Consider the following 24,499-nt stretch of genomic DNA (forward strand, 5'->3'; position numbering starts at 1 on the left):
CACCCCACCCAGGCGCCCGCGCCCTGGCGGGTCCCGCGCACAGTACACGGAGAGGCCCATGGCAATCCACGACACCACCACGCTGTCGGCCGGAGCCACCGCCCGTCTGGGACGGGCGCCGGAGCCCGAGATCCTGGACCCGGCCGAGCGCATGAGTGTCGACGAGCTGCGCGCCCTGCAGCTCAAGCGCCTCCGGTGGACCCTGGAGCACGCCTACGCCAACGTGCCCCTGTACCGCCGCAAGTTCGACGAGGCCGGGGTGCGCCCCGAGGACCTGCGCGAACTGGCGGACCTGCGCCACTTCCCGCACACCACCAAGGCCGACCTGCGCGACAACTACCCCTTCGGGATGTTCGCCGTCCCCCAGGAGCGGGTCAGCCGCCTCCACGCCTCCAGCGGGACCACCGGCCGCCCCACCGTCGTGGGCTACACCCGCGAGGACATCGACACCTGGGCCGAGGTGGTGGCCCGCTCCATCCGCGCCTCGGGCGGACGCCCCGGGCACAAGGTGCACGTCTCCTACGGCTACGGGCTCTTCACCGGCGGGCTGGGCGCCCATTACGGGGCCGAGAGGCTCGGCTGCACGGTCATCCCCGCCTCGGGCGGGCAGACGGCCAAGCAGGTGCAGCTCATCCAGGACTTCGAGCCCGACATCATCATGGTCACCCCCAGCTACATGCTGACACTGATGGACGAGTTCGAGCATCAGGGAATCGACCCGCGTACGACCTCGCTCAAGGTCGGGATCTTCGGCGCCGAACCCTGGACCGAGAAGATGCGCACCGAGATCGAGGAGCGCTTCGACATCCACGCCGTGGACATCTACGGCCTGTCCGAGGTGATGGGCCCGGGCGTGGCCAACGAGTGCGTGGAGACCAAGGACGGCCTGCACGTGTGGGAGGACCACTTCTACCCCGAGGTGCTCGACCCCGTCACCCAGGACGTGCTGCCCGACGGGTCCGACGGCGAACTGGCCTTCACCTCGCTGACCAAGCAGGCCATGCCGGTGATCCGCTACCGCACCCGCGACCTGACCACGCTGCGCCCGGGCACGGCCCGGCCCATGCGGCGCATGGACAAGGTGACCGGCCGCAGCGACGACATGATCATCCTGCGCGGCGTGAACGTCTTCCCGACCCAGATCGAGGAGATCGTGCTGGGTTTGGACGGGCTGGCCCCGCACTTCCAGTTGGTGCTGACCAAGGAGGGGCGACTGGACCGCATGGCGGTGCGCATCGAGGCGGCCCCGGACTGCCCCGCCGAGCGGCGCGTGGTCCTGAGCGAGCAGATCGTGGCGACGGTCAAGGACAAGGTCGGCGTGAGCGTGACCGTGGACGTGGTCGACCCCGAGCAGATCGAGCGCTCGGTGGGCAAGTTCCGCCGCATCATCGACCAGCGCCCCAAGGAGTGACGGGACGCGGGTGACGCACGGCCGCCGCGGGGCGGATGGGAGGACTCCGCGGCGGCCGTGTCGTGTGCGGGGGGACGCGGTCGCGGCGGCCGTGTCGTGTGCGGGGGGACGCGGTCGCGGCGGCCCTGGCCGACCACACCCGCCAGCGCGCGCCTCGAGAAACAGCCTTCGCCGACCGGCTGGCTGTGGACCCGCGAGGAGGCGCCGGCCTTCCCGTGAACCGTTCCGCCCACGCGGTTGGCGGGGTTCCCGGGCGGCCCGCCCGCGGGCGTTTCGGGGCTCAGCGTCACCCCGAGGGGCCGGACGGTGTGGCCGGACGGGCCCGGGAGGGTGTTCACCACCGGGACCGGGGCGGCGCTTCAGGAGGCGCCGGCGCTCCCGTGGAGCAGGCAGAACTCGTTGCCCTCGGGGTCGGCCAGCACCGTCCACCGGGCGTCCTGGGGCTGGCCCACGTCCACCTTGACCGCACCCAGTCCCAGCAGCCTCTCCAGTTCTTGGGCCACCGTCAGTCCGTCCGTGACGCACAGGTCCAGGTGCAGGCGGTTCTTGACGCTCTTGCGCTCGGGCACGGCGAACACGTCGACCCCCAGGTCCGCCCCCTCGTACGGAGCGAGACTGAACCCGTCCTCGGCCTCCTCCACGACCGGCCAGTCCAGCACACGGCTCCAGAACGCGGTCACGGCCTCGGCGTCGAGCGCGTCGATGGCGATCGCGCGGATACGGCTTCCCATGCCCGCACTCTAGGGGCGAGCACCGACAAGGCGCACCGCGGTCCGTCAACGCGTCGCGGCGGCGTGCGCGAGGACGTCGTAGCCGTCGGTGGTGCGCTCCAGGTCCGCGCCCAGCGAGCGCGCCCACGCGTCGAGCCGGTCCTGGACAGCCGGGCCGTCGCGGTCGTCGTCCACGGTCAGCTCGACTTCCAGGAACACGCCCACGCCGCGCAGCTCGTCCACGCACACGGTGATCTCGCCCGCCCTGCCGACCCGGCGGGTCTTGACGATGCGCAGGGCCGGGACGTAGCCGAACTGGAGGAGGACTCGGTGCATCTGCTCCCGGTCGGCGACCGCGGTCTCGTGCTCCACGTACTCCAGGGGGTTGGCGGCCGGGGTCTTGGCCGTGAGGACGTGCTCGCCGTCCTGGGTGCGCAGCCGGGCGAAGGCGCGCCCCGCCTTGGGCATGCCGAACTCCCACCCGGGCGGGGCGTAGACCTGGTCTTCCTGCTCGGCGGGCGCGGAGAGGGCCACCCCGGCGGCTTCGAGGGCGGCCGGGAGCGCGGCGGGGTCGGCGACGCGGTACTTGGCCTCGATCTCACGCATGCGTGTGCTCCTGGGCAGAGTGGTACGGGAGTCGTCCAGGAGCTTACCGAGGGTGAGTAACGCCCCGCGCGACCGCTCTCCCGGTCCCTCCTGCGCGACCGACCGGGAGACCGGGGGCCGCCGCGAGGGCCCAGGTCGCCGGGGTGCGCGAAAACACCGGTCTCGTCCGGCATGCGCGGCCCCGCACCGGGCAGAAGGTAAAGACAGTCCCCCTGAACGGTGTACTCCGACCCATCTACGGGCCGGTGGCGCCGTCCGCGGACCGGGGGACCGCGCCGCGCCCCCTGAAGGAGTACACCGGGTGGACGAGACAGTCGGCGGGGCGGAGCGGGGAGGAATGATCGAGGACTACCTGGCCCTGCGCCGCCACAGGTGGTGGCAGCGCGAGGCTCGAAGGCCCCAGGACGCCGTGATGGGCCGGGACTGGAGCATCGCTCCGGCGGACGAGGAGACCGGGGTGGTCCCCGTGTCGTCGCTGGTGGTGGAGATGTCCGACCAGGAGGCGTGGTACTGGGGGTTTCGCGCTCCGGACAGCCTGCCCACGAACATGCGCTGGAGGGTGACCGTGCCCTACTCCCTGCCCGAGGGGCACCGGGGGCGGACCGCCGTGCAGGTGCTGCTCACCATGGGCGGCAGGGCCGAACTGGTGACACCGCTGCACCCGGCGACCGCGCCGCTGGACGTCCCGGTGGAGCGGATCGTGACCGACACCGACGTGCCCGCCGAGGAGCTGCCGGGGATGTGGCTGAGCGTGGCGCTGCTGGGCGGAGCGGACGCGCGGGGGTTTCGCGCGCTGTCCTGAACCCGCGCCGCCGGGTCCGGTGACCCGGCGGCGCGTCCGGCTGCATGAATCCCACGGCGCCGGCCCGGATCAGCGCCTCGTGCTCGGCGGGGCTGGCGAGCATCTCACCGACGGTGATGGGCGCGGCCAGCTCGCGTGCCGGGTCCGCGTGTGCCCGGACGGCGTGGGCGTCCAGCGGCTCCTCGGTCCAGACCAGGTCGAACCCGTCCAGGAGGCGGCCCATGCGCGCGGCCGAGCCCCGGTTCCACCGCTGGTTGGGGTCGACCATGAGCGGGAGGCCGCCCAGTTCCTCGCGTACGGCCTCCACACTGGCCGGGTCCGCCCGGTGAGCACATCGGCGCCGCTGACGGGGGTGGACAGGGGCGGGCCCACGCGGGACAGCGTCACCGAGGCGATGGCGTCGGTGGCGGTGTCCCAGCGGTGCCGGTGCGGGCGCCGCCCCGCGGTGCGGCGGGTGTGTTCGACGAGGTCCCCGGAAAAGAGGCGGGACGGGGGGTTCAGCACACCATCACGGGACGCTTGGGGTCGAAGATCCAGGCGGAGGCGATGGCGGGCGTGCTCATGCGTGGTCCCCTCCGGGCACGACGGTGCCCTCGACTCGTCGGTTCAGCCGCCAGGGGTTGTCCCGGCGCAGCGCGGGCGGCAGCAGGGCGTCGGGCACGTCCTGGTAGCTGACCGGCCGCAGGAACCGGTGCAGGGCCAGGCTGCCCACCGAGGTGCCCCGGGCGTCGGAGGTGGCGGGGAAGGGGCCGCCGTGCACCATCGCGTGGGTCACCTCCACTCCTGTGGGCCAGCCCCCGAACAGGACGCGGCCCGCGCGGCGCTCCAGCACCGGCAGCAGGGCGCGCGCCGCCGCCAGGTCGTCGGCGTCGCCGGTGTCGGCGTGCAGGGTGGCGGTGAGCTGGCCCTCCATACCCTCCAGCGCGGCGGGCAGCGCGGCGGCGCCGGGGTAGCGCACCACCGTGCCCGCGGCGCCGAAGACCTCCTCGCTCAGGCGCGGGTCGGCCGTGAGGTCGGCCAGGGACACCTCGGCCAGGGCGGGGGCCGGCGCGTTGGGGCCCTGCCCCTCAACGCCCCTGGCCCGCAGCGGGACCCCCGAACGCCCCTCCAGCGCCGCCACCCCGTCGCGGAAGGCCGCGGCGATGGGCGCGGTGAGCATCGTCTGGCCGGTGGCGTCGGCCACCAGGCGCGCGGCGGCTTCCACGAACCGGTCCCCCTCTGGTGTGGAGGGGACGAACACCAGCCCGGGGTTGGTGCAGAACTGCCCCGATCCCAGGGTGAGGGAGGCGACGTAGGCCGCGGCCAGGTCCTGGGCTCCCTGCCCGGCGAGCGCGCCGGGCAGCACGAACACGGGGTTGACCGAGGACATCTCGGCGAAGACCGGGATCGGCTCGGGGCGCTCGGCCGCCACGCGCATCAGGGCCAGCCCGCCGCCCCGCGATCCGGTGAAGGCCACGGCCTTCACGCGCGGGTCGGCTACCAACTCCCGTCCGATGCCGTTGCCCTCCCCGAACAGCAGGGAGAACACGCCTCCGGGCAGGCCGCTCCGGCGCACCGCGTCGGCCACGGCGCGCCCCACGAGCGCGGCGGTGCCGGGGTGGGCGTTGTGGCCCTTGACGATCACCGGGCACCCGGCGGCCAGAGCAGCCGCCGTGTCGCCTCCGGCGGTGGAGAAGGCCAAGGGGAAGTTGCTCGCGCCGAAGACCACGACGGGGCCGACGGGGATGTGCGCCAGGCGCAGGTCGGGTCGGGGCTGGGGGTCGCGGTCGGGCAGCGCCGGGTCGATGCGGGCGCCCAGGGCGTCGCCCTGGGCCACCACGTCGGCGAACATGCGCAGCTGGCCGGTGGTGCGGGCCCGCTCCCCCGTCAGGCGCTGGCGCGGCAGGCCGCTCTCTCGCACCGCCCGGTCCACGAGCGCGTCGCCCAGGGCGTCGATGTTGTCGGCGACGCGGCGCAGGAAGGCGGCGCGTTCGGCGGGCGACTGGGAGCGCAGGGCGTCCAGGGCCTGCTCGGCGGCGCGGGTGGCCTCCTGGATCTGGGTGGAGTCCACCAGTCCGACGGGCTCGCCGAACTCCTCCCCCGTGGCGGGGTCGGTCGCGCGCAGGGTCCCGGCCCCGCCATCGACGGGAGCGCAGGCCACCAGCGGCCCGAGGACGTGTGCGGCGGTGCCCGTGTCCTCGGGGTCCGGAGTGTGCTCGGTCATTCAGGCAACCTTTCCGACCAGCGCGGCCAGCTCGTCGCGCTCGGTCTGGTCGAGTGCGGTCAGGGGCGGTCGAACGGGTCCGCCGTGGCGCCCCGCGGCGTCGAGCCCGGCCTTGACGATGGAGACCGCGTAGCCGCGCATGCGGTCGCGGATGTCCAAATAGGGGATGACGAAGTCGTTCAGCTTGCGGTACACCGACTCCCTGTCGCGCGCCTGCACGTCTGCGTAGAAGCCCAGGGCGAACTCGGGCGCGAAGTTGTACATCGCGGAGGAGTAGGTGCTCACCCCCAGCTCCAGCAGGGGCAGGGCGAAGGTCTCGGCGGTGGGCAGGCCGCCGATGTAGACCAGCCGGTCGCCGACCCGGGCGTAGACGCGGGTCATCGCCTCGATGTCGCCGACGCCGTCCTTGAAGCCGATGAGGTTGGGGTTGCGCTCGGCCAGCGCGGCCACGGAGCGGTGGTCGAGCACGGCGTTGGCGCGGCTGTAGACGACCACACCCAGGTCGGTGGCCCGGCAGACCGCGCTGACGTGCTCGACCAGGCCGGGCTGCCCGGCCTCGGTGAGGTAGGGCGGCATGAGCAGGATGCCGTCCGCGCCCGCCTCCTGGGCGGCTCGGGCCTGCAGGGCGGCCGCCGCGGTGCCGCCGGTGGCCGGGGCGAGCACAGGGACCCGGCCCCCGACCTCGTCGACCGCCGTGCGCACCACGCGGTCGATCTCGGCCGGGGTGAGGGAGAAGCCCTCACCGGTGCCACCGGCGGCGAACAGCCCGGCCACGTCGTGGTCGGCCTGCCAGGCCAGGTGTTCCCGGTAGCGGCCCTCGTCGAAGGCGAGGTCGCCGTCGAAGTGGGTCACGGGGAAGGACAGGAGCCCCGCCCTGAGCCGTCCGGCCAGGTCGTCTGGGTGCATCGCGTTCACGTGTCGTCCTCGGTTCTGCGGCTCGGGCCCCGGGGGTGGTGGGCCCCCACGGTGTTGCCGCTACCGTACGGAGCGTCGTTCGATGCTGTCCAAGATTCGTTGGGCATCAACTGATACCCATCGGGTATCAGGAGCCTCAGCCGTCGGCGGAGGGCCAGGCCCGGAGCACCCTGGGCACGACGGGGTTGGGCGAGTCGTGGGTCCAGATGAGGTGGAGTTCGACCGGGTTCTCGGGCAGCCCCCGCAGTTCGCGGTAGGCCACCCCCGCCACGCCCAGACCGGTCGCCGAGGCGGGTACGAAGGCGACCCCGCGCCCGGCGGCGACGAGCCAGACCATGGTCATGACCTGGCTGACCGTGTGCACCACGTTCTGGTGGGCGATGGGCAGCAGCCCGACGACGAGGTCGTAGAAGTAGCGGGCCTTGATCGGCGAGTGCATGATCAGCGGCACGTCCACCAGGTCCTCGGCGGACAGCGGACCCGCGCGGCGCGCCAGCGGGTGGGCCTCGGGCACCGCGACCAGCAACCGCTCGCGGAGCTGGACCCGCGTCCCGAACAGGTCGGTGTCCAGGGGCGGCCGGGCCAGGCCCATGTCGATCTCGCCCGACAGCAGGGCCGCGGCCTGTTCCTTGGTGACCATCTCGAACAGCTCGACGGTGATCTCCGGCAGTCGCCTCTCAACGGAGTTGATCATGTCCCCGAGCAGGCCGTAGGAGGAGGCCGCGGTGAACCCGATCCGCAGCGTGCCCCGAGACCCCTGGGAGATGCGCCGCACCAGGTCCGGCGCGCTCTCGGCCAGGGACAGCAGGCGACGCGCCTCGATCAGGAAGGCCTGCCCGGCGGCGGTCAGGACGACGTGGCGCCGGTCGCGCTCCAGCAGGCGCACGCCGACGGCGCGTTCGAGCTTCTGGATCTGGCGGCTGAGCGGGGGCTGGGTCATGGAAAGCCGCTCGGCGGCCCGCCCGAAGTGGAGTTCCTCGGCGACGGCGACGAAACCGCGCAACTGGTCGAAGGAGAACATGATGCACGGAAGGTATCAGCTTATGCCGTATTCGACTCGGACATGCATGATCTCGTGTTCCCATGCCGCCGCTCGCCGAAGTACGTGGCCGCGTTCGCACAGAACCCTGCGACGTGTGCGGACGGCGGACGGCGGACGAGAAACGTTCCGGAGGGAGCGGTTCCGGAGGGGACCGAGTCGCAGGAGGCCCGGACGCGGGAGACCGCGCCCGACCCGGAGGATGACGGGGAACCGCCGGGGCTCCCGGGGCCCCGGGCCAACACCGCGGTCTTCTCCGCCTCCTCCTGGAAGGTCCTGGCCGGGGTCGCCGCCGTGGTCGGCATACTGGTCGGGGTCCCGCCCGGGCTCGGACCCGCGGCCACGATCGCGATCCCGCTCCCCCGGCCTTCGGCCCCGAACCGGTGACCGCGGTCATCGTGCTCACGGGCAACTTCCACGGCGCCCGGTACGGGGGACGATCACCTCGGTCCTGCTGCGCCCGCCCGGCGAGGGGTCCTCGGCGGTGACGGTCTTCGACGGCGGCGGCAGTGGCTTCGGTGAGGGCAGGAGCGGGGAACCCGCAGGAAGGACGACCCCGGGGCCCGCCATCACCGCAGCCTTCGGCGCCGACGCAGCAGAGCCCCGCCACCCGCCGACGTCAAGCGTTGGCCCCCTCCCGGGCCGCTACTCGGCGGCAGGCGCCGCAGGAGGGGGCAGCCACGCACGAACAGCAAGCGCTGACCGCCTGCCCCACATGCCCCGCCTCCCCGGACAGGTGCGGGGGGACCCCGGAGGACTCCCCACCGCGCCTTCACGGGCCCCGGCCCTCCTCCCTGCCGGGGCCCGCCCCCTCACGTCGCCTCGCACCTCATTGCGTCCGGGCCAGACCGATCCCCCGTCACAGCGAGGCGCGCACCCTCTCCACGATCCTGGGCACGGACACGCCGTAGCGGTCGTAGAGGGTGGGCAGAGCCCCCGCGTCCAGGAACTCGTCCGGCAGCCCGATGTGCTCCATCCGCCGGGCCACCCCGCGCTGGACCAGCGCGGAGGCCACCGACTCGAACAGTCCGCCCACGACCGAGTGGTTCTCCAGCACGAACACCCTGCGGTCCCGGCCCACCTGCTCCAGGACCGTCTCCACGTCCAGCGGCTTGATGGTGGGCACGTGCAGGACCGCCACGCCGATCCGGTCGGCCTCCAGTTCCGCGGCGGCGCGCAGCGCGCGCTCGGTCATCATCCCCGAGGAGACGAACAGGACGTCGTCGCCGCCGCGCAGGAGCGCGGCCTCACCCAACCGGAACTCGTAGTCGTACTCGTCCAGCACCGTGGGCACCGCGCCGCGCAGGATGCGGGTGTAGGTGGGTCCCTCGTGCGCGATCAGCTGCGGGACCGCCTGCTCGATGTCCACCGAGTCGCACGGGTCCACGATCACCATGCCGGGAATGCCCCGCAGCAGGGCGATGTCCTCGGTGGCCTGGTGGCTGGGCCCGTAGCCGGTGGTCAGGCCGGGCAGCGCCGCGACGACGTTGACGTTCAGACGCGGTTCGGCGATGTCCAGGCACAGGAAGTCGTAGGCGCGGCGGGTGGCGAAGACCGAGTAGGTGGAGGCGAAGGGCACGAACCCCTCCATCGCCAGCCCGGCGGCGGCGCCCATCATCACCTGTTCGGCCATGCCCATCTGGTGGAAGCGGTCGGGCATGGCGTCGCGGAAGACGTGCATGTCGGTGTACTTGGCCAGGTCAGCCGACAGCCCCACGACACGCTCGTCCTCGCGCGCGGCGCGCACCAGGGCGTGCCCCAGGGGCGCCTGGACGGTGCGGGCGCCCTCCTCCGCGATCGAGGCGATCATGGCGTCCGACGTCAGCTTCCTGCCGCCGGTGCCGGTTCCGGTGTTACTGCCGCTGGCGATGGTGCTCATGCCGTGTACCCCTCGTATCCCTGGCGCAGCTGCTCGCGCGCGATCCGCCACTCGTCCTCGGCCACCCGCATGAAGTGCAGCTTCTCCCGGCTCTCCAGCATCGGCACTCCCGCGCCGATCCTGGTGTCGCACACCAGCGCCGTGGGCGAGCCGCGGTGCCCGCGCAGCTCGTCCAGGGCCGCGGCGACGGCGGCCACGTCGTTGCCGTCCACCCGCAGGGTGTGCCATCCGCTGACGCGCAGCTTCTCGTCGGCGGGTTCGGTGCCCATGACCTCCTGGGCGGGACCGTCGGCCACCTGGCGGTTCATGTCCACGATGGCGGTGACGTTGTCCAGGCGGTGGTGGGCCGCGGCCTGTACCGCCTCCCACGTGGAGCCCTCGCTGAGCTCGCCGTCGGAGAGCAGGTTGTACACGCGGGCGGGGCTGCCCTTGCGGCGCAGTCCCAGGCCGACGCCCACCGCGATCCCCAGCCCGTGGCCCAGGGAGCCGCCGGAGATCTCCATCCCCGGCGTGTAGGTGGCCATGCCCGACATCGGCAGGCGCGAGTCGTCGGTGGCGTAGGTGGTCAGCTCCTCCTCGGGGAGGATCCCGGCCTCGGCAAGGGCGGCGTACAGGGCGATGGCGTAGTGGCCGATGCTGAGCAGGCAGCGGTCACGCCCCTCCCACTCCGGCTCCTCGGGGCGCAGCCGCAGGTGGTCGGCGTACAGGGCGGCGAGCACGTCGGCGAAACCGAGGGCCTGGCCGATGTATCCCTGCCCCTGGACCTGTGCCTGGGTGAGGGCGTTGAGCCGGATGCGGTAGGCGGCGGCGCGCAGCCGTTCCAGCCTGGCGGTGTCGACGCCGCCTCCGGGTCTGGTGGCGGTCTGGTTCATGGTGACCTTCCTCTGTGTACGAAGGGTGTGGGCGCGGAGCGGCGCGTCCCGTCCGGGACGCGGGGTTCAGACCAGCGCCCAGGTGAGGCCGACGAGGGCGAAACCGCTCGTGCCCAGGACCGTGACGAGCACGCTCCAGGTGCGCAGGGCGTCGCGCACCGACAGGCCCAGGTAGCGCGAGACGATCCAGAAGCCCGAGTCGTTGACGTGGGACAGGCAGATGGCGCCGCAGCCGATGGCGAGGTTGACCAGGGCGATCTCCAGACCGCTGTACCCGCCCGAGGCGATGGCCTCGGCCAGGAGGCCGGAGGTGGTGAGTGCCGAGACGGTGGCCGAGCCCTGGGCCGCCCGCAGCAGTGCGGCCAGGCAGAAGGCCAGGAGCAGCAGGGGCAGCCCCAGGCCGAGCATGCTCTCGGAGAGCACCTCGCCGATGCCGCTCGCGGTGAGCACCCCGGCGAACGCGCCGCCCGCCCCGGTCACGAACACGACGACCGCCGCCGGGGCGAGCGCGGCGTCCATGACCGAGCCGACCGAGCGCATCGACCAGCCGCGGCGCACGCCCAGCAGGTACAGGGCCAGCAGGCAGCCGGTGAGCAGCGCGAAGGGCGGGGCCCCGACCATGGTCAGGAAGCGCAGGGCAGTGGAGCCCTCCTGCAGGAAGAGTCCGGCGACGGTCTGGAGCCCGATCATGAGGATGGGCACGGCGATGACCGTGATCACCGCGGCGGCGCTGGGCGGACGCTGCGGCTCCACCCGCGGGCGGGTGGAGACCTCGGCCGCGCCGTCCGTCCCGCCGGTACCGCCCGTGTCGCCCGTGGCTCCGGTGCCACCGCCCGTACCGCCGGGTCCGGGCTCGCCGGTGTCCTGCTCGTACAGTTCGGCGGTGGAGGGCAGCATGGCGTACACACGGCGGTTGAGCAGCTTCGCCGTGTAGTGGGCGACCACGCCCACCGGGAGGATGAGCGCGGCGCCCAGGAGGGTGACCAGCCCCATGTCGGCGCCGGTGAGCACGGAACTGCCGACGATGCCGGGGTGGGGCGGCAGCACTACGTGGATGAAGAGCATCAGCCCGGCGATGGGCAGGCCGATGCGCATGGGCGAGGGCAGACGGGCCGCCCGCGAGAAGGCGTAGATGATCGGGACCAGGACGATGAAGGCGACGTCGAAGAAGATCGGCACCGCGATCACCGACGAGGCGATCAGCAGCGCCACGCCCACCCTGGCCGGGCCGAGCAGCGCGCTGAAGCGCTCGGAGAGCGCGTCCGCGCCGCCGGAGTGCTCGACGATGGCGCCGAGCATCGCGCCCAGCCCCACCAGGAGGGCCACGTTGCCCAGAGTGCCGCCCAGACCTTCCACGATGGTGGGCACCACGTCCTCGAAGGGCATGCCCGTGGCCAGGGCGGTGCCGACGCTGACCAGCAGGAGGGCGACGAAGGCGGGGACGTTGAAACGGATGATGAGGACGAGCAGCGCGCCGATCGCCCCCAGGGCGGTCAGTGCGAGTACGAGGGCGTCCATGGACTCGGGTTCTCTCTGTCGTGGCGGCGCGGGTCCCGCGCACCGCTCCGGAAGGCGTTTCCGGGGCATGCTGAGGGGACCGTTGGCGCAGCGCGGGGACGGGGACCGGGCAGGGGCCCGGCGGGGTCAGTCCCGGTAGACCCGGATGACCTGGGAGTCGTCGTGGTCGATCAGACCGGCCTCGGCGGCCCTGGTGTAGGCGTCTCGGGCGGCCAGGAGCAGCGGGGCGCGGAAGCCCGCCTCCTCGGCGGTGTCGGCGACGAGCCCGGAGTCCTTGACGAAGATCCCGATGGTGCTGGTGACCTCGTCGGGGCCGTCCGGCAGCATGCGCGGGCCGCGGTCGCCGAGCATCCAGGAGCCCCCGGCGCCGCCGGAGACGGCCTCCAGCACGTCGGCGGGGTCGAGCCCGAGGCGTTCGGCCAGGGCCAGCGACTCGGCCGCGGCCGCGATGTGCACCGAGCACAGGAGCTGGTTGACGACCTTGTAGGACTGTCCGCGGCCGGGCTGGTCGCCGCAGTCGCGCACCGTGCCCATGGCCTCCAGCACGGGCCCGCACCTTCGGAGGGCCTCGGGGTCGCCGGAGGCGAACAGGGTCAGGGCCGCGCGCCGGGCCCCGGCCACCCCTCCGGTGACCGGCACGTCCAGCAGCCGCACCCCGCGCTCGCGCGCGCGGTCGGCGACCTCGCGCACGGGGCCGGGTCCGACTGTGCTCATGACCACGAGCACCGCGTCGGCGCGCATGGCCTCCAGTGCGCCGCCCGGGGCGGTGACCGCGGCGCGCAACTGGTCGGGGGTGGCGACCATGACGATGACGACGTCGGCCCCGCCGATTCCGGCGGTGTCGGGCTGGGTGCGCAGGCCCTGGCCGCGGGCCTGCTCGCGGCGGTGCGGGGAGGGGTCCACGCCGACCACGGTGTGCCCGGCCGCGGCGACTTGGAGGGCCATGGGCAGGCCGATGGCGCCGACGCCGACGAACATCACCGCCGTTTTCGGGCACGGCTGTGGAACTGGTGTGGTGTCCATGTGTCTTCCTTCTCCCCCGCGGGGGGTGTTTCGGGCCGGGCGGTGTCCGGTTAGCGCCCGTCGGCGGGCGCGGTGCCCTCGGTGATGCGGCGCCACAGGGTGAAGTGCTCCACCATCGCGGCCGCGGCGGCGCTGCGGTCGTGCGCCTCGACGGCGTCGACGATGGGCGTGTGGACGGTGTCCGTCCTGCGGGGCTCCCCGCCGCCGCCTCCGGCGGCGCGGGCCTCGATGTCCAGGGCCAGGGCCCGTTTGTGGGCGAGGACGTCCTTGAGCGCCAGGCTCATGCCGTCGACGAAGAACTCGATCACCGGGTTGTCGGCGATCTGGAACAGCTTCTTGTGGAAGGCGTAGTCGGCCTCGTGCCCGGCCCCGGCGTCGCCCGCGGCGGTGGCCCGGACCATGTCCTCGACGTGGCCGCGCAGCACGCGCACGTCCTCCTCGTCGGCGCGGTCGGCGGCATCCTGGACCACGGCGACCTCCATCATCTCCCGGGCGCGTTCGACGCTGTCGTCGTCGATGTGGCCGAACTTGGACATGAGGCCGAACAGGAACTGCACGAAGGAGGCGTCGGGCTTGGTGAAGAACGTCCCCGCCCCCTGGGTGCGGCGCACCATGCCGAGCATCTCCAGGCTGCCGAGGTTCTCCCGGACGGTGGCCCGGCTCGTGCCCAGCCGCTCGGCCAGCTCCCGCTCAGTCATCAGGCGCGACTCGGTGCCGGAGGCCTTGGCCTCCGGCGCCAGCGCCTCGACCAGGGCGTCGAAGTTCGTGTCCACCGCACCTCCTGATTGGCCTGACCAATGTGAGGAAGCGTACAAGTCGCAGGTCGCGGGCGTCAATGCATTGGTAAGGCCAATATTTCCGCCGCGTGAAGGCCCGGTGTCGCGGACCCCCGCCCGCTCCCGCGCACAGCGCGGCGGGGAGCCCCGAAGGACTCCCCGCCGCCGTCTCGGACCCGGCTCGCGCCCGGCCCCACCGGTCTCACACCAGGTACAGGAACACCGTCAGCACCAGACCGGCGACGGCGACCACCCACGTGTAGGGCAGCGTCGAGAGCATCGACCGCTCCGGGCGCACCCCCGCGTACTGAGCGCTCCACACCGTCTGCGTGCTGGTGGGGTCCGACACCCCCAGCACCTGGCCGTAAGAGGCCATCAGCCCCAGCACCGCCGGAGCCGGGTAGATCCCCCCGGAGATGAGCACACCGGCCACACCCGCGCCCAGGCCGAAGATGTTCATCGGCCCCCGGTACAGGGCCAGCGGCACCAGCACGGCGAAGACCAGCACGAACAGCCACGGGCTGCTGGGACTGATCGCGGTCACCACCGGCGTGAGCGCCGAGACGGCCCCTGGCAGGTTCACCGCCGCCAGCAGCATGCCGATAGCGATGAACAGCACGATGGGCGGCGCGGCCACGTCGAAGGCCCGGTAGAGCGTGCGCAGCGCGGTGGAGGACATCTCCCGCCAGGGCACGGCCGTCAACAGCGCGAAGACCACCCCGGCCAACAGCGAGGGCACGATGGGCACGTGCAGCCCCAACGCCAGCACGATCGGCACCAGCGGCGTGACCAGCGCGTACCAGGGCGCGTCCCCGCGCCGCCTGCGCCGCTCGGCGGCCCGCTGGCGGCGGCTCGGCGGCCTCGTCCCGGCGCCGCCGGAACCGCTCCCCCCGGCCCCGGCCGGGACCCGCACCGCCCAGGTGTGCCGGGCGCCCTTGCGGCGCATCTCGATGAGGATGTAGGCCAGCCCGCCCGCCAGCGCGATCGGGAACAGGCGTAGCTGGAAGTGCTGGACGGTGGAGACCGGCACCCCGATGGCGTCGGACAGGAACTGCCAGTTGATCAGCTCCAGGGGCAGTCCGGCGGCGATGCCCACCAGCACGGTCCCGGCCGCGACGGTGGGAGTGACCCCGACCGCGATCATCGCGGGGATGCCCACCACACCGGCGAGCATGGCCGCGGGCGCCGAACCCGTGATGCTGCCGCACAGGATCGCGACGACGAAGACGCCGACCGCGACCAGCGAGGGGCGTTCACCCCCGAACTCCACGATCTTGCGCACGAGGGTGGAGGCGATCCCGGCCTCGGACATCAGCGTGCCCAGCCAGCTACCCAGGAGGATGGCGATCATGGTCGCGGCCAGACGCGGCGCGCCCTCCTGGACGACAGTACCGGTGACGCTGCCCTCCTCCCCCGTCAGGGGCGCGCCCGCGATGAGCGCGATCGCGACGGAGAGCAGGACCAGGGCGAAGGCGGTGGGCAGGCGGCGCGTCAGCATCAGGCCGACACCCACCGCCATGGCGAGGAGGATTGCGAAGGCGGTCACGGGCGTCCTCCGGGGGAGGTTCGCGGGGCGGGCCGGTCGTGGCCCGCGTCCCGGTGGGCAAGGGTGGCGGCGATGGCCGCGGTGAGCGCGATCGGGCTGGAGCCCAGCCCGGCGCGGCGGCGGGCGTAGGCGTGCGCGGCTATCTCGTCGGCGCCGACCACATGGCCGCGCAGGCGCAGCGGCCCCAGACGCACCAGGACGTGGTCGAGTGCGCGCCGCAGCGCGCGCCCCCGCCCCTCGTGCAGCATCCGGTGGGCGTGCTCGTGGGCCAGCGCGGCCTCGCGCAGGGCCGCGCGGGTGAGGTCGCGCCCCCACCCGGCGTCGCGGGCCACGCGCTGGGCGTGCTCCAGGGCGTCGGCGTAGACGATCACCCGGTCGCCGGAGGCGCGGTGCAGGTACTCGGCGAGCAGGACCTCGCCCGGACGCAGCCCGCCGACGGCCCGCTCCTCCACGCACGGCTCCGAAGGACCCGTGCGGCCCGGAGCGCTCACCCCGCCCGGGGAACCCGTGACACCTGGAACACCAGAGCCGTCGGGGACCTCAGAGGTGCCTGGGTTGCACGAGGACCCTTGAGGGCTCTCAGAGTCCCCCTTGGTCCCCGTGCTCCCCGCCGTCCTGGCAACCCCAGCGGGCCCGGGGGCCCCGGGGCCCCCGGCCGCTACGGCTCCCACGGCGTTCCCGACCTCCTCCTCGGCCATGCGCTCGCCGAAGCGCAGCGCCGTGGAGGCCCAGGACAGCAGCAGCTCGCGGTCGCGGCCCTCGTGGGTGGCGGTCAGCGCGAGCAGGTCGGCGGCCAGCTCCTCCTCGGAGGCGGCGCCGATGCGCGCGTACTCCTCGGCCAGTTCTGGGGCGACGCCCCTGCCGTGCCCGCCGGGCGCCTGCGCCCGTTCGCCCGTCTCCCGCCGGTCCGGGCGCTCGGTGTGCCACGGGGGCCTCGACCGGCCCGCGCGCCCGGGCCCCTCTCGCCGGGACGCACGCCCGGCGCCGTCGGGGCGTTCAGGTGGCCCGGGCGCGAACGAAGGCGGTTCGTGGGCCGCGCGCGGCGGCGTGTGCGCGCTCACCGCCGCTTCTCCATGACCGCGACGACCGTCTCATCGGGTGCGCGGCGGGCGATCTCCGCCGAGGCCAGCGCGACCAGGTGCCCCGGATCCAGCACCCCCGACAGGTCGGCGAACTTGGGGCCCAGCAGCAGCCACACCGCCGGGGGCAGCGCCCCGCCGTCGCCGTAGGCGGTGCGCTCGGCCACCAAATCCTTGAGCCGCCCCTCGGCCTCGGCGGCCACCAGCGTGTCCACCAGGGCGTCGGCGCTGTGCAGGCGCACCACCCCTTCGGCGTCCACCACCCGCACATGGGTGCGTTCGCGGGCGAAGCGCCCCAGCGGCCCCCCGGGCCTGCGCACCAGCCCGAACACCCGGTACTGGCCGTTGGCCGCGTACTCGGTCAGTTCGGCCGGTCGGGCCCCCAGACTGGCCGCCGCGGCGGCCCGCGCCCCGGCCTCGGCGTCGTCGGCGGCGGTGCGGTCCTTGGTGCGCAGTTCGGTGGCGCCCGTGGCCACGGCCGCCACCAGGTTGCGCTGGGGGTCCACGGTGACGTCCACCTCGACCCCCGCCGGGTCCGCGCCCTGGCGCAGCACCGCCTGCTCGGCCTCGGCGCGCACCGCGAGCACGTCGGCGTGGGTCGCGCCGGGGATGATGCGCTCCACCGACTCGCGCACCAGCGCCAGCGCCACGCCCAAGGGGCTGATGACCTCGCTGTGCGCGGCGATGCGCGCGTCCAACCCGGTGCGCCGACCAAGGTAGGGGGTGACGGTGGCCGCGCCGCCGCCCCCGCCGACCAGGGCGCACACCTGCCGGTCCAGGCCGTAGTCGCCCACCATCTCGTCCACGACCGCGGCCACGCGCTCGGTGGCCTTGTGCAGCACCGCTCGGGCGGCCTCCTCCACCTCCACGCCCAGGGCCTCGGCCAGCGGGGCGAGGGCGGCGCGGGCCGCGCGGGCGTCGGCGCGGGCGTAGTCGCCCTCGGGGACGAGCCCGGCGGCGTTGGCGGCGCAGGTCACGGTCAGGGCGAAGCGCCGCCCGCCGCTCTCCAGGACGGCGTGGTCGCCCGGGTCGGAGGCCATGGGGCTGATCCGAACCAGGCGGGCGCCCTCCAGCTCGTCCGGGTCGGCGAAGCAGGCGTAGGGCAGCCCGGCGATGTGGGCGCTGCGCGGTCCCACGTCGGTCAGGCTCGCCCGGCCGGGCGCCTCGCCCCCGCCGACCCGGACGAGGGAGCCGCCGCCGATGCCGACGGTGCGCACGTCCAGCGCCGACAGGTAGGTCTCCTTGCCGCCCAGGCGGGCGTGGCGGATCTGTACCCGCCCGCGCCGGATGACGCTGATGTCGGTGGAGGTGCCGCCGGTCTCCAGGAACACGCCCTCGCTGACCTTCTCGCCCATCAGTGCGCCCGCCACGCCCGCGGCGGGCCCGGAGAGCACGGTGAGCAGCGGCCGGTGGCGCATCTCGGACAGCGACATCACGCCGCCGTCGCAGCGCATGACCATGAGCGGGGCGGTGACCCCGGCCTTGTGGATGCTGCGCTCGACCAGGTCGGCGGTCTGGAGCATGCGCGGCATGACCCCGGCGTTGAGCGCGGCGGTGCGGGCGCGCTTGCCCAGGCCGTAGAGCTGGGTGATCTCGTGGGTGGCGGTGACGGGGACACCCCGGGCGCGGGCCGCCTCCAGCACGGCCAGCTCGCCGCGCGGGTCGTCCACGCTGAAGGGTTCGACGGCGACGACGACCTCGGCCCCCTCGGCGACCACCCGGTCCACGCTGGCCAGGGCCGCGCCCTCCAGGTCGGGTTCGCGCAGCGCGGCGTAGCGCACGGGCAGCGGGTGGCCCGAGTCCAGTCTCAGCTTGCCCAGGGAACGCAGCCTGCGGGTGGCGAAGGCGTCGTAGCCGACGCCGACGCCGACGATGCCGATGGTGGCCACGTCGCCCTCCAGCAGGGCGTTGGTGGCCTGGGTGGTGCCGTGGGCGAGGAAGCCCACGTCCTCGGCGCGCACGCCGATGTCGCCGAGCAGGCGTTCCAGCGCGGTCATGATGCCGTGGGCCACCCCGTCGGCGTGGTCGTGACTGGTGGGCACCTTGACCTGACCCAGCAGGGCGTAGGTGGTGGCGCTGACGGCCACGGCGTCGGTGAAGGTCCCGCCGACGTCGATGCCGATGCGCACGGGGCCGGGGCCGGAACCGGGGCCCGGGGACGGGGTTGGGGTCGCGTCGCTCATGGTCACCCCTTCTGTGGGGAGTCGGGCGGTGGGGAGTGGGGTTGCGAGGGTGCGGGTCGGGGCCGGAAGGCGTCAGTAGCCGCGCACGTCGGGCCAGTGGCGCTCGACGCCGGTGCGGTCCAGCACGGTGGTGAATGCCTCCAGCAGCTCCTCCTTCGCGCGCACGGCGTGCGGCGTGGTGCCGTGCTCCAGGGCGAAGGCGGCCAGCCGCCCGGCGGCCTCGCCGATGTTCCACTCCACCGGGTGCAGCCGGAAGCAGCCGTTGGTGATGTGGGTGGTGCCGACGTTCTTGGCGGCGGGCAGCAGGTTGGTCTCCCGCTCGGGCAGCAGGGCCCCCAGCGGGATCTCGAACGGGACGCTGGCCACGTCCACGTAGTTGTCGCCGCCCGTGGAGGGGTGCAGGTCGATCCGGTAGCTGCCCACGCCCACCGAGTCGTGGCGGCGCACGATGCCGTGCGGACCCAGCAGGCCCAGGGACACGTCGTGCTCGGTGACGGTGGTGACCGCCCGGATGCGGCGGGACTCGCGCACGTAGGCGGCCTTGGCCAGGCCCGTCTCCGTGCCGGTCACGTCGGGCCTCGGCCTGAGCCCGGGGAAGCCGGTGCCTCCGTCGGCGCGGGGCGCCTCGGTCTGGAGCCAGTACAGCACCGAAAGCGACAGCTGACGGGCCTCCTCGTGGGCCTCGCGGACGGTCCGGGCGTCCACCAGCCCCTCGATCTCCAGGGCGGGCTTGAGCCAGTAGTCGTTGAGCGGCCAGTTGGCCAGGGTGATGTCGGAGTCGAAGGCGCCGGGCAGGTGCATGCGCCGGGCCAGGATGCGCCGGAAGCCCCACAGCTCCTTGTCGCCCGCGTCCGCGCTCTGGTCGGCGGCCACCGCCAGCGGGTCGGTGTCCGGGTTGGGCACGAACGTGCGCGCCACCGGCTCCAGCGTGCGCGGGTCGGGGGCCGAGAAGCCCAGCAGCGGCCCCGGCCAGAACTCGGGCGTGTAGGAGCGCCAGAAGTCGTACATCTCCGGGCGCTCGATGGTGTGGTCCTCACCCTGGTGGTGCGACATGGCGAAGCAGTAGGTGATGCCCTGGAGGTTGGTCGGGTCGGCCGTCTCGGGCGCGTGCGGCTCGCCGTGCTCGGAGCGCGCCTCGGCGCCGGTGACGTGGTCCAGGCCCGCCATCGGCAGCAGGTCGCCGTTCTCGGTGGCGTCCAGGACGTAGGCGGCGCTCACCGTGCGGCGGCGCCCCCGCTCGTCCTCCAGCTCCACCGCGCTCACCCGGTCGCCGTCGGTGTGGGCGGCCACGGGCCGGTGGCGCAGCAGGACGGTCAGGCGACCGGCCGCGCGGTGCGGGCCCACCATCTCCTCCAGCACCGCCAGGGCCACGCGGGGCTCGTGGCACAGCTTGCTGACCCGGCCCGCGCCGGGGTTGAGGGTGAGCGAGGAGGCGGCCTCGGCCCTCAGCGGGTAGGCGCGCCGGTAGTGGTCGCGGATGCCCTCGCGCAGGCGCCGGTAGGAGGCGGTGGAGCCGAAGCGCTCGATCCACGGGTTCTCGTCGGGCGGCACCGCCTGCGCGGTGAGCTGCCCGCCGATCCAGTCGGTCTCCTCGGTCAGCACCACGCGGCGGCCGGAGTCGGCGGCGGCCAGGGCCGCGGCCACACCGCCCAGTCCCCCGCCGACGACGAGGATCTCCGTGCTGGTCTCGGTCATCTGGAGCCTTTCTCAGGTGTGTCGTGTCCGGGGCGCGGCGATGGTGCCGCCCTCCACCGGCTCGCAGGGCAGCAGGCGCCGGGGGGTCTCCCCGTGGGCGCCCGCGATCAGTTCCAACAGCAGGCGGACCGCGTCGCGGCCCATCGCACGCAGGGGCGCGTCGAAGCCGCCGTAGGCCGCGCCGCCGCCCGGGGCGCGGCCCCGGTTCCCGGTAGGCGCGCCCAGCAGGGCCAAGGAGAGGTCGCCGGGGCAGCGCAGACCGGCCCGGTCCACGGCGGCGGCGAGGCCGTCCAGTGCGGCGCCGGTGTCGGTCTGCTCGACCACGACGGCGGTCACGCCCTCCTCCAACCAGCGCCGCAGCAGCTCGTCCAGGTCCGAGCCGTCGGTGCGCACCACCAGGCGCGCGGTGTCGATCCCGGCCGCGCGGGCGCCGCGCAGCACGCCCCGCTCGCGGTCGGTCGAGGCCGGGGCCTGGTCGTGTTCGCGCAGGTAGCGCAGCTCACGGTGGCCCAGACCGGCCAGGCGCGCCACCACCTGCGCCGAGGCCGAGACGTAGTCGGCGCCCACGTAGGGCACTCCGGGCTCGTCGCGGCGGCCGATGTAGACGAACGGGAAGCCGTCCTCGGCCAGACGCCGGATGGGCCCGTCGGGCACGTGGCGACCGAAGAACAGGCAGCCGTCGGCCACGCGCACCCGCCGCACCGCGGCCGGGTCGTCGGCGCTGGCGGCGGCCCGCGCGGACCCGGTGAACAGGATCAGGTCCTGCCCCTGGGCCGCGGCCTCCTCCTCCACCCCGACCAGGACCGGGTAGTAGGAGTGCGCCACGTCGGTGGGAAAGGTGGCGCTGAAGGTGTACAGCCCCAGCATCGCGTTGCTGGCCGAGGCCAGCCGGGTGGCCACAGGGTCGGGAACGTAGCCCAACTCCTCGGCGGCGTCGAGCACCCGCTGGCGGGTCTCACGGGCCAGGGACATCCCGGTGGGGGTGCCCCGCAGCACCAGCGAAACCGTGGCCTGGGAGACCCCCGCCGCCCGCGCGATGTCGGACTGGCGGGGACGCCGCGGCCCCGCCCTCCTGACGTGCGTCACCTGTTTCTCCTCTTGCGTGCCGTGTTAATGCGCATTAGTTGACGACTGTGAGCCGCGCCACGGCAGATGTCAAGAGGATGACGGGCGGATTTCCGCCCTACGACGAGATCTTTCGTTAATACGTATTAGAACCTTGACCTGCGCATCGGCGCTGGTGAAGACTCTGGGGCTCGGAGCCTCCCCCCGACCCGCTCCGGAAGGGAACCGTCATGTCCGACGACGCTCACCCCCGCCGCTGCGCCCCCGACCGCCGCACCGTCCTGCGGGGCGCCGGAGCCGCAGCGGCGGGCGCCCTCCTGGCCCCGGGACTGCTGCCCCCCGCGTCCGCGACCGCCGCGACCGCGACCCCGTCCGCCGGCGGTGCCGCGGCGGCAGACGTCCTGCCCGCCTACCGCTTCCTGCGCGAGGCGCTCGACACCGCCGAACTCGGCTACAACCCGACCGGGGAGCTGATCTTCCCGTGCCTGCGCGGGACCGCAGGCCGCCTGTCCGACGCGCCCGGCCGCTTCCTGCTCTACTACGCCCCGCACGAGAGGCCCGGCGGTATCTGCCTGGCCTACGCCGACAGCCCCGACGGACCCTTCACCGAGTACCCGCACAACCCCGTCGTGGCCAACGTGTGGAACCCTCACTACGACGTCAGCCACGTCTCCTCGCCGCACGTGATGTGGAACTCCGAACACCGCGAGATGTGGCTGTACTTCCACGGGGAGAACACCACCACGCGGCTGGCCCGCTCACGCGACGGCATCGACTTCGCCTACGAGGGCGAGGTCCTGACCACGGCCATGGTGCCGGGTACCACCGAGGCCTCCTACGCGCGCGTCTTCGAGTACCGCCTGCCCGACCGGGGCGCGCGCTACGTCATGGTCTTCATGCGCAACGACACCAGCGACCACCGCTCCATCGGATGGGGGTGGTCGGCGGACGGGATCACCTTCGACTTCGACCCCGACCCGCTCGTGGACCACGCCGAAGTGGGGGTGTCGAACCTGTCGGGCCCGCACGTGGTCGAACGCGCGGGCAGCACCTACGTCGCCTACCACACCGACCTGGGCGACATCCGCCTGACCGAGGTGGGGCGCGACTTCGGCCTGCGCCGCCACCTGGGCACGGTGCACACCCCCATGGCCGGACCGCCGGACTCGGGCCGCAGCGCGGCGCCCTCCTTCGGCTCCGACGGGGGCGTGCAGTACATGTTCTACGAGGCCGGTCACCGGCTCGGGGCGACCATCGCCATCGCCCGCGCCGACTGAGGCACCGCGGGGACCGCGCCCCGGCGCCCACGGGCGGGCGCCGGGGCACCTCCCGGCGGGGTCAGACCTTGCGGCCGACACCGCCGTACTGGTCGACCTCGACCGGAAGCCCCGCGCCCTGCCCCCGCACCGGAGGACGCCAGCGCGTGACCGGCACCAGGCCCGGCTCGACCAGCTCCAGGCCCTCCAGGTAGCCGCCGATCTGCTCGGGACTGCGCGGGTTGTAGGGCACCGCGCCGCTCCCGTTGTACCCGTCCTGGGCCGTCACGTTCTCCCGGCTGTGGACGTTGCTGCCCTCGCTCACCGTCAGGTAGCTGCCCGGGGGCAGGCCCGCCAGCAGGCGCCGCACGATGGAGACGGCCTCCTCGTACTCCTGCACGTGGCCCAGGATCCCCATCAGCATCAACGACACCGGCTGGCCCAGGTCCAGCAGCTCCGACGCCTGCTCCAGGATCGCCTCGGGCTCGAACAGGTCGGCGTGGAGGTACTGTGTGCGGCCCTCGGGGGTGCTGGTCAACAGCGCCCGCGCGTGGGTGAGCACCAGGGGGTCGTTGTCGACGTAGACCACCCTGGACTCGGGCGCCACCGACTGCGCCACCTCGTGGGTGTTGTCGTGGGTGGGCAGACCGGTGCCCACGTCCAGGAACTGCCGCACGCCCACCTCGCCCGCCAGGTAGCGCACGGCCCGCTCCTGGAAGGCACGCGAGGCCCGCGCCATCCGCGCGATGCCGGGGAAGACCTCCAGGAACTGGTCGCCCGCCTCACGGTCGACGGGGTAGTTGTCCTTGCCGCCCAGCCAGTAGTTCCACACCCGTGCCGAGTGCGGCACCGTCGTGTCGATCACCGTTCGCTCAGCGCTCATCGGTCGCTGCCTTCACTGCTCGTCACTTGCCGGGCCCGCAGTCGTCCGGCCCGCCCTCGGTCACGGACGCGCGGGCGCGGCCCGCCCCCGCGGGAATCAGGCCTTGCGGGCCACGCCGCAGTACTCGGCCACCGGACGCGCCCCGCCCACCTCGGCGGGGGCCGGACGCCACAGGGAGCAGGAGACCACGCCCGGCTCCAGCAGTTCCAGCCCGTCGAAGAGCGCGCCGATCTGCGCGGCCGTGCGGATGGTCAGCTTGGGGGTGCCGCGCTCGTTCCAGGCCGCGGCCACCTGGTGGGCGCGTTCGCGGTCGATGTCGTCGGTGGGGTGGGACAGGACCAGGAAACTGCCCGGGGCCAGCGCCTCCAGCAGCCGGTCCATGATCGCGCGGACCTCGGCGTCGTCGGCGACGAAGTTGACCACGCCCAGCAGCATCAGCGCCACCGGCCGCTCCAGGTCCAGGGTCCGGGAGGCCTCCCGCAGGATGGCCCCGGGGTCGCGCAGGTCGGCGTCGACGTAATCGGTGACCCCCTGGCCGGTGCCGGTGAGCAGGGCGCGGGCGTGGGTGAGCACCAGGGGGTCGTTGTCGACGTAGACCACCCTGGACTCGGGCGCCACCGACTGCGCCACCTCGTGGGTGTTGTTGTGGGTGGGCAGACCGGTGCCCACGTCCAGGAACTGCCGCACGCCCTCCTCGCCCGCCAGGTGGGTCACGGCGCGCACGAGGAAGCCCCGGTCGGCGACCGCGTTGTCCACGATCTCGGGGAAGAAGGAGCGGATCTGCTCGCCCATCTCCCGGTCCACCGGGTAGTTGTCCTTGCCGCCCAGCCAGTAGTTCCAGATCCGGGCGTTGTGGGGGACGGATGTGTCGATCCGGGGGGCGAAAGCCTCAGGGTTCTCGGGGGGCACGGGCCTGCCTTCTACGCTCGTTCTGGGGAGAAAAGGGGCGTACACGGACAAGTAAAGGGCTCTCGGAGCCCACCGGCAAGCTCCCCGGGGCGTGTCCCCCGACCACCGGAGCACCGGACCGCCCACCCC

At 73.7% G+C, this 24,499-nt stretch carries 20 protein-coding genes and 1 pseudogene; 3 read left to right on the forward strand and 18 right to left on the reverse strand.

The window, feature by feature from the left end; all coding sequences use genetic code 11:
- Positions 1 to 58: 58 nt before the first annotated feature.
- The gene (paaK, locus tag ABD54_RS15360; RefSeq protein WP_047870168.1) at positions 59 to 1,411 is read left to right on the forward strand and encodes a phenylacetate--CoA ligase PaaK; all 1,353 of its coding nucleotides are present in this window, start codon (positions 59 to 61) and stop codon (positions 1,409 to 1,411) included.
- A 359-nt stretch (positions 1,412 to 1,770) separates the two neighbouring features.
- Here the strand turns inward: paaK and ABD54_RS15365 are convergent, their stop codons facing one another.
- Positions 1,771 to 2,142: a VOC family protein gene (locus tag ABD54_RS15365; RefSeq protein WP_047870169.1), complete on the reverse strand. Its 372-nt coding sequence runs from the start codon at positions 2,140 to 2,142 to the stop codon at positions 1,771 to 1,773.
- Between the two features lie 45 nt (positions 2,143 to 2,187).
- The gene (locus ABD54_RS15370; protein WP_047870170.1) at positions 2,188 to 2,727 is read right to left on the reverse strand and encodes a class IV adenylate cyclase; all 540 of its coding nucleotides are present in this window, start codon (positions 2,725 to 2,727) and stop codon (positions 2,188 to 2,190) included.
- 301 nt (positions 2,728 to 3,028) lie between these two features.
- Between ABD54_RS15370 and ABD54_RS15375 the strand changes: the two genes are divergently transcribed.
- Positions 3,029 to 3,529, forward strand: coding sequence for a hypothetical protein (locus ABD54_RS15375; protein ID WP_047870171.1), 501 nt, complete (start codon positions 3,029 to 3,031; stop codon positions 3,527 to 3,529).
- Between the two features lie 43 nt (positions 3,530 to 3,572).
- Here ABD54_RS15375 and ABD54_RS29610 read toward each other — a convergent pair.
- The 14 genes and pseudogenes from ABD54_RS29610 to ABD54_RS15445 form a co-directional block, all read right to left on the reverse strand.
- A pseudogene (locus tag ABD54_RS29610) lies at positions 3,573 to 3,947 on the reverse strand (enolase C-terminal domain-like protein); the annotation flags it as partial.
- A gap of 141 nt (positions 3,948 to 4,088) precedes the next feature.
- A complete protein-coding gene (locus ABD54_RS15380; RefSeq protein ID WP_047870172.1) occupies positions 4,089 to 5,732 on the reverse strand; it encodes an aldehyde dehydrogenase (NADP(+)) in 1,644 nt (547 codons plus the stop codon).
- Positions 5,733 to 6,638 carry a 5-dehydro-4-deoxyglucarate dehydratase gene (gene kdgD / locus ABD54_RS15385; RefSeq protein ID WP_047870188.1) on the reverse strand — a complete coding sequence of 302 codons (906 nt, stop codon included), beginning with the start codon at positions 6,636 to 6,638 and terminating at the stop codon, positions 5,733 to 5,735.
- 145 nt (positions 6,639 to 6,783) lie between these two features.
- Positions 6,784 to 7,668 (reverse strand): LysR family transcriptional regulator, encoded by an 885-nt coding sequence (locus ABD54_RS15390; protein WP_047870173.1) that lies wholly within the window; start codon positions 7,666 to 7,668, stop codon positions 6,784 to 6,786.
- An 877-nt stretch (positions 7,669 to 8,545) separates the two neighbouring features.
- Positions 8,546 to 9,565 carry a transketolase family protein gene (locus tag ABD54_RS15400; RefSeq protein WP_047870175.1) on the reverse strand — a complete coding sequence of 340 codons (1,020 nt, stop codon included), beginning with the start codon at positions 9,563 to 9,565 and terminating at the stop codon, positions 8,546 to 8,548.
- Positions 9,562 to 10,437 (reverse strand): transketolase, encoded by an 876-nt coding sequence (locus ABD54_RS15405; RefSeq protein WP_047870176.1) that lies wholly within the window; start codon positions 10,435 to 10,437, stop codon positions 9,562 to 9,564. The genes ABD54_RS15400 and ABD54_RS15405 overlap by 4 nt, the downstream gene beginning before the upstream one ends.
- A gap of 66 nt (positions 10,438 to 10,503) precedes the next feature.
- Entirely contained in the window at positions 10,504 to 11,955 is a 1,452-nt protein-coding gene (locus ABD54_RS15410) for an SLC13 family permease (RefSeq protein WP_047870177.1), read from the reverse strand.
- Positions 11,956 to 12,081: 126 nt separating this feature from the next.
- Positions 12,082 to 12,978: an NAD(P)-dependent oxidoreductase gene (locus ABD54_RS15415; RefSeq protein ID WP_053063594.1), complete on the reverse strand. Its 897-nt coding sequence runs from the start codon at positions 12,976 to 12,978 to the stop codon at positions 12,082 to 12,084.
- 50 nt (positions 12,979 to 13,028) lie between these two features.
- Positions 13,029 to 13,751: a FadR/GntR family transcriptional regulator gene (locus ABD54_RS15420; RefSeq protein WP_047870179.1), complete on the reverse strand. Its 723-nt coding sequence runs from the start codon at positions 13,749 to 13,751 to the stop codon at positions 13,029 to 13,031.
- A gap of 205 nt (positions 13,752 to 13,956) precedes the next feature.
- Positions 13,957 to 15,300: a transporter gene (locus ABD54_RS15425; protein WP_047870180.1), complete on the reverse strand. Its 1,344-nt coding sequence runs from the start codon at positions 15,298 to 15,300 to the stop codon at positions 13,957 to 13,959.
- Complete coding sequence (locus ABD54_RS15430) at positions 15,297 to 16,361, reverse strand: hypothetical protein (protein ID WP_047870181.1); 1,065 nt, start codon at positions 16,359 to 16,361, stop codon at positions 15,297 to 15,299. The genes ABD54_RS15425 and ABD54_RS15430 overlap by 4 nt, the downstream gene beginning before the upstream one ends.
- Complete coding sequence (locus ABD54_RS15435; protein ID WP_047870182.1) at positions 16,358 to 18,562, reverse strand: hydantoinase/oxoprolinase family protein; 2,205 nt, start codon at positions 18,560 to 18,562, stop codon at positions 16,358 to 16,360. Before ABD54_RS15435 ends, ABD54_RS15430 begins: the two co-directional genes overlap by 4 nt.
- Positions 18,563 to 18,634: 72 nt before the next feature.
- Positions 18,635 to 20,257 (reverse strand): FAD-dependent oxidoreductase, encoded by a 1,623-nt coding sequence (locus ABD54_RS15440; protein ID WP_047870183.1) that lies wholly within the window; start codon positions 20,255 to 20,257, stop codon positions 18,635 to 18,637.
- A 12-nt stretch (positions 20,258 to 20,269) separates the two neighbouring features.
- Positions 20,270 to 21,343 carry a LacI family DNA-binding transcriptional regulator gene (locus ABD54_RS15445; protein ID WP_047870184.1) on the reverse strand — a complete coding sequence of 358 codons (1,074 nt, stop codon included), beginning with the start codon at positions 21,341 to 21,343 and terminating at the stop codon, positions 20,270 to 20,272.
- Positions 21,344 to 21,552: 209 nt separating this feature from the next.
- Here ABD54_RS15445 and ABD54_RS15450 point away from each other — a divergent pair, with 209 nt between their 5' ends.
- Complete coding sequence (locus ABD54_RS15450) at positions 21,553 to 22,599, forward strand: hypothetical protein (RefSeq protein WP_047870185.1); 1,047 nt, start codon at positions 21,553 to 21,555, stop codon at positions 22,597 to 22,599.
- A 61-nt stretch (positions 22,600 to 22,660) separates the two neighbouring features.
- On the opposite strand, the gene ABD54_RS15455 is transcribed toward ABD54_RS15450, so the two are convergent.
- Both ABD54_RS15455 and ABD54_RS15460 read right to left on the reverse strand, forming a co-directional pair.
- The gene (locus ABD54_RS15455) at positions 22,661 to 23,461 is read right to left on the reverse strand and encodes an SAM-dependent methyltransferase (protein WP_047870186.1); all 801 of its coding nucleotides are present in this window, start codon (positions 23,459 to 23,461) and stop codon (positions 22,661 to 22,663) included.
- Positions 23,462 to 23,557: 96 nt separating this feature from the next.
- Entirely contained in the window at positions 23,558 to 24,370 is an 813-nt protein-coding gene (locus ABD54_RS15460) for an SAM-dependent methyltransferase (protein ID WP_047870187.1), read from the reverse strand.
- Between the last annotated feature and the right edge of the window lie 129 nt (positions 24,371 to 24,499).

The organism is Nocardiopsis sp. RV163 (assembly GCF_001029525.1).
In the GTDB taxonomy this organism is placed as follows: Bacteria; Actinomycetota; Actinomycetes; order Streptosporangiales; family Streptosporangiaceae; genus Nocardiopsis; species Nocardiopsis dassonvillei.